7 protein-coding genes are annotated in these 4,878 nt (G+C 65.0%); 5 read left to right on the top strand and 2 right to left on the bottom strand.

Going from position 1 to position 4,878, the window contains the following annotated elements; translation table 11 throughout:
• The first annotated feature begins 15 nt into the window (after positions 1–15).
• Entirely contained in the window at positions 16–207 is a 192-nt protein-coding gene (locus tag ABI_RS05800) for a hypothetical protein (RefSeq protein ID WP_006271931.1), read from the top strand.
• A 49-nt stretch (positions 208–256) separates the two neighbouring features.
• Here ABI_RS05800 and ABI_RS05795 read toward each other — a convergent pair whose 3' ends face one another.
• Positions 257–1,936 (bottom strand): M61 family metallopeptidase, encoded by a 1,680-nt coding sequence (locus ABI_RS05795; RefSeq protein ID WP_083811394.1) that lies wholly within the window; start codon positions 1,934–1,936, stop codon positions 257–259.
• Positions 1,937–2,056: 120 nt separating this feature from the next.
• On the opposite strand from ABI_RS05795, the gene ABI_RS05790 reads away from it, so the two are divergent.
• Complete coding sequence (locus ABI_RS05790) at positions 2,057–3,013, top strand: NAD(P)/FAD-dependent oxidoreductase (RefSeq protein WP_006271929.1); 957 nt, start codon at positions 2,057–2,059, stop codon at positions 3,011–3,013.
• Here the strand turns inward: ABI_RS05790 and ABI_RS05785 are convergent.
• Positions 2,997–3,200: a hypothetical protein gene (locus ABI_RS05785; protein ID WP_006271928.1), complete on the bottom strand. Its 204-nt coding sequence runs from the start codon at positions 3,198–3,200 to the stop codon at positions 2,997–2,999. The two genes, ABI_RS05790 and ABI_RS05785, sit on opposite strands and share 17 nt — an antisense overlap.
• A gap of 199 nt (positions 3,201–3,399) precedes the next feature.
• On the opposite strand from ABI_RS05785, the gene folE reads away from it, so the two are divergent.
• Genes folE through ABI_RS24205 form a run of 3 tightly spaced genes read left to right on the top strand, consistent with a single transcriptional unit; the run spans position 3,400 to position 4,734 of the window.
• Positions 3,400–4,128, top strand: a complete 729-nt coding sequence (folE, locus tag ABI_RS05780) for a GTP cyclohydrolase I (RefSeq protein ID WP_006271927.1) — start codon at positions 3,400–3,402, stop codon at positions 4,126–4,128.
• Positions 4,129–4,135: 7 nt separating this feature from the next.
• Positions 4,136–4,558, top strand: a complete 423-nt coding sequence (locus ABI_RS05775; protein WP_040308622.1) for a BLUF domain-containing protein — start codon at positions 4,136–4,138, stop codon at positions 4,556–4,558.
• A 14-nt stretch (positions 4,559–4,572) separates the two neighbouring features.
• Positions 4,573–4,734, top strand: coding sequence for a DUF2256 domain-containing protein (locus ABI_RS24205; RefSeq protein ID WP_006271925.1), 162 nt, complete (start codon positions 4,573–4,575; stop codon positions 4,732–4,734).
• Positions 4,735–4,878 lie beyond the last annotated feature (144 nt).

The raw sequence follows: 4,878 nt of genomic DNA, 5'->3' as shown, positions 1-4,878 counted from the left end.
GAGGTAAAGTAAGACATGCCGTGGACGGGCAAACGGGCGTGCCGCCGCGAGCATTTCATACCATCGCCCGACCCCGATCCCAAGGTCGTGCGGCTCACCTTCACCTTCGGTTTCATGACGGTTGTGGTGTCGCAGTTGATCTACACGTTGTTTCTCAGTGTGTTCTGGACAATGTGGATGTCGCGCGCGCCACGGGAACAGGCATGAAGAACAAGATCCGGGGGCTGCGCGCCGAGCGGCGGCGCCACCGTCGGCGTCAGGTGTCGTCCGAACGCACCAGGCGCTGGCGGCAGACCGTCGCCTTGCCTTCCGGTTTGAACCGCAGGGTCAGAGGCGCGCCCCCGTCACCTTCGGTTTCCACCGTGATCTCGTCCTGACTGTCGCCGGTGCCGGCGCTGTCGACCCTGATCCGCTTCATCCCGTCGCGCAGTCCTGCGCGATAGGCCGGGCCGTCCGGATCGACGCCGGCAAAATACCCCGCTGCACGTGACCGCGCCGGGTCGTAACCCAGATCGTAGGCCGGGAGGCAGGTCGACACCACCGTAAAGCGGTCGCCAAAGGTCTCCGCCGGCAGGAGGATCTCGTCACCGTTGATCACATGCTTTTGGACGAGATCGTCCAATTCCACGCCGTAGTCTAGGGCGACCTTGTTCAGGCGCTCCAGCAAGGGGGCGGGCGTCGGGGCGGCACCAGGGGTGATCCGGCTGGCGTCGCGCAGGGCAAGCATGAAGCCGTCCAGCGACCGGCCCTGGGCGCGCCATCGCCGGTCCAGCAGGGCCGCCAGAATCGCGCCACGCTGGTACGGCAACTGATGCGCGGCCGGATCGTTCCAGAAGGCCTCGGACACGATGGCGTTGGGCGTCGTGCGGTGAGGTGACAGGGCATAGGCCAGCAGAACGTCGTTCCATTGGGCGACGAAGCTGTCGCCGTCGATCACACCGCTCTCCAGCGCGAACCGACGGGCGTAGAAATCGGTAAAGCCTTCCGAAAACCAGTATCCGGCGCTTTCGGCGTCGCCCGCATCCAGCCCCCCCAGGCGAACAGGACTCCAGGTATGGAAATATTCATGGGCCAGAATGGTTTTGAGGTCGGTCAGATCCGTATTGGGCGCCGTCACGATAGCGAAGGCGTCGCCCAGGCCTGTGCCCCGGATGGAACGCCCGTCGACGCGCCGCTCGGTGGGCGCCAGTGTGACCAGAAAATGCTCAGGGCCGTCGCCCCAGAAGGTCTGTTCCGTCGCGACGATCGTCGCCACGGCCGTGTCAAACGCCTCGGCGGAAAAGCGGTCGAAGTGACCCGTCGCGGCAATGCGCAACTCACCCGTGGGCAGGGCCACATGCCGAACCGTCACGTTGCGGCCGGCCAGCAATATCGACTGATCGACTCCGTCGGTCGTGTCCGTGGACAGGGCGTGTTCCAGATTGGTCGCGCCCTGCCAGCCCTGTGGCAGGGTCCAGGAAAAGCGGATATCTTTCGGATCGGTATCGCGGATCAGCGGCATCAGTCCCGGCCCGGTGATGTAGAATCCGTCCGGCGCCAGCACAGGGTAGGTGAAGTTAGTGTCGGCAGGCGCCCCCTGCCCGGCCGTCCGGTTGACCTCCAGGTGGTAGCTGAGGGTAATTTTTGCCTTCGGCCGCCCCGTGATGACGCGGCTTTCGGGACCGGAAAGCTCGACGCTTTGCGCGCCTGTGACGCGCACGTCCTTCAGGCGTTCGTAGATGTGGCTGCCGCCGCCCCAGGATGACGGCAGGTCGACGACCGCCCTGCCGTCGGCACCCAGCCGGAAGTCGACCCTCAGCTCAAGGGCTGTGAGATTTTCGCCCGCCGTCACCGCCCGCAACCTGTAGGTCACGGGCCCTGTGACCTGAGCAGCGGCGGGCAGCGCCATCAGCCACAGGGCCGAAAGGACCAGGCCGGTCATTGGCAAAAATCGCATGTCCCCTCGCGTGTGCAGTTAGGAGTCCTGTTTGGCACCCTTCCTTGACCGGTGTCCAGATCGGGTTGCGCGCCGCGCTTTTTTCCTGATCCACCGGCGGCCATGCGGCGTAAAGAACGCATGCGCACCTCCCTAGCTGTTATCGGCGCCGGCCTGGCCGGATTGACCGCCGCCCAACGTCTGATCCGGCGGGGCTTCGCCGTTCAGGTCTTCGACAAAGGCCGCGGCGCCGGCGGGCGGATGTCGACACGGCGCGAAGACCGCGACGGCCGCAACCTGTTCTTTGATCATGGCGCGCAATATTTCACCGTCCGCGACCGCCGCTTTGCCGCCCAGGTCGCCACCTGGGAAGCCCAGGGTCTGGTGGCGCCGTGGCCCCAGGCCGGCCCTCAGGCCTATACCGGAACGCCGATGATGTGCGCCCCCCTGGTCGACATGGCCCAGGCCGTCGGCGTCCAGTTCGGCGTGCGCATCGACGCCGTGGTCCGTGACGGCGACGGCTGGCAACTGGTCGGCGAACAAGGCCGGTTCGGCCCGTTCGACGCGGTCATCGTCGCCCTGCCGGCCGAACAGGCGGCGGACCTGCTGCACTGGCCGGCGCCGGAATTGGCAGCCACAGCGGCGCGCCAGCGCTCGCAACCGTGCTGGACAACCCTGGTGTCGCTGAGCGCCCCCCTGCCCGGCCACGCAGCCGTGACACGGCCGAAAGATCCGGTCCTGGCCTGGATCGCCGACAACAGCTCCAAACCCGGCCGGACGGCTGAAAGCGCCTGGGTGCTACAGAGTACGCCCGACTGGGCGGCGGACAATCTCGATCTGGGCCGTGAAGACGCCGCCAGCGCCATGATGACGGCGTGGCAGGGCGTGATCGGGCACGACCTGCCGCCGGCGGCGTTTGTCCGCGGCCATCTGTGGCGCTATGCCCGCTCACCGGGCAGCGGTGACGGCTTCCTGTGGTCGGATGACCAGCGGCTGGGGGTGTGCGGTGACTGGCTGATCGGGCCGCGGATCGAGGCCGCCTGGCTGTCGGGATGGCGACTGGCCGAGATCATCCGCCCGGTCAGGCCTGCGCCTTGATCAGCATACCGACCGCCAGAACCACGATGGCGATCAGTTGCGTGCGGACGCGCCAGGCCATCAGGCGGTTGAGCCGCGCGCTGGCGGCTGCGCCGTTTTGACCAAAGGCAACCATGCCGAGGATAAAGGTTATCAGCACGACGACCATGGACAGGCCGATTGCGATATTTACGCCAAGGTCGAGCATGCGACACTCCGTTGGATCCAAACGTGCGTCACCTGCCGCACCAAGGGATTACGCCCGATGGCCTGCCTCAGACCGGCGATGCGGCAATTTGTCAGTCCCGACTCTATCGACACGATCCAGTCATTAACCCACGACGTATACGGTCCGAAAGCCGCAACACCTTAAGGCCCGCGGCGGCCGAGCTGGAGCCACAGGTCCCATGACCGCACATGTTCCCGCGCCGCCCGAAGATGGCGCGCACTCGCTGGACGACGAAGCCGTCTCCGAGCGTATCCGCAAGCGGCTGCAGGCGTCGAAGTCGCGCTTTTTTGCCAACGACAATATCGCCGACTTTATTCTGCCCGGCGAGCACGACGAACTGGAGGCCGAGGTGGCCGAACGGTTTCACGCCGTCCTGCGCAGTCTGGTCATCGATGTCGACAACGACCACAATACCCATGACACGGCGCGCCGTGTCGCCAAGATGTATCTGAACGAAGTGTTTGCCGGCCGCTTCAAGACCGCGCCGAACATTACCGAGTTCCCCAACGACACCAGCCTCAACGAACTTCTGATTGTCGGGCCGCTGACCATCCGCAGCGCATGCAGCCACCACTTCTGCCCGATCATGGGCCGGCTGTGGATCGGGCTTTTGCCCAACCAGCATTCCAACCTGCTGGGCCTGTCGAAATATGCCCGGCTGGCCGAATGGGTCATGTCGCGGCCGCAAATCCAGGAGGAAGCCGTGAGTCAACTGGCCGACCAGGTGATGAAGCGGGTGCGGCCGGACGGGCTGGCCATCGTCATGGAGGCCGACCACTTCTGCATGCAGTGGCGCGGCGTTCGCGACAACGGCTCCAAGATGATCAACAGCGTCATGCGCGGCGCCTTCCTCAAGGATGCGGCCCTGCGCCGAGAGTTCCTGTCCCTTATCAACCTGAAAGCCTGAGGCCGCCATGCTGGTGCAATGTCTATATGCGAGCCGCGCGACCACTCCGGTCGATGATGCCATGCTGCAGGGGGTTCTGGAGCCGTCGCGTGAGCGCAACATGGCCGAAGGGATCACCGGGATGCTGTGTTACACCGACGACGTCTTCCTGCAGATCCTGGAGGGCGGCCGCACCGAGGTGTCGCAACTGCTGACCCGGATCATGCGCGACGATCGCCACAGCGACGTCACCCTGCTGGTCTTCGATGAGATCGACGAGCGCGCTTTCAGCGACTGGTCGATGGGCCAGGCCAGCCTCGACAAGGTCAATCCGGGGCATTTGCTGCGCTTTTCGCCGCGGCGGCAGATCGATCCGTTTAACGGCCCGGGCCATGTCATGCTGGCCATGCTGCTGGACCTGCGGGCCCATGGCGGCATCGTCAGCCGCTGAGGCGGGACGCGCTCATGCCCAGGGGAACGGCGAAATCCGACCTGCCCAGCAAGCCGTGCGCGGTGTGCGGCCGTCCGTTTAGCTGGCGCAAAAAGTGGGAAAAGGTGTGGGACGAGGTGCGCTATTGTTCCGACGCCTGCCGCGGCCGGCGCGGATCTCGTGTTACGTCACAGTGAATTTGACGGGTTGGTCCAACCCAGGAATGACGGTTGCGAGTCGACGAGCGGTCGTTCAAAGCGTTGCTAGACTATATTATTGTTTCTAGCCCCCGTTAGACGGGCTACCGTATGCACACATCTGCCTGAGATTCCGAGTTCGTT

The sequence above is a fragment of the Asticcacaulis biprosthecium C19 genome (assembly GCF_000204015.1).
Taxonomy (GTDB): Bacteria; Pseudomonadota; Alphaproteobacteria; order Caulobacterales; family Caulobacteraceae; genus Asticcacaulis; species Asticcacaulis biprosthecius.
This window is presented reverse-complemented; position numbering and strand designations above follow the sequence as displayed.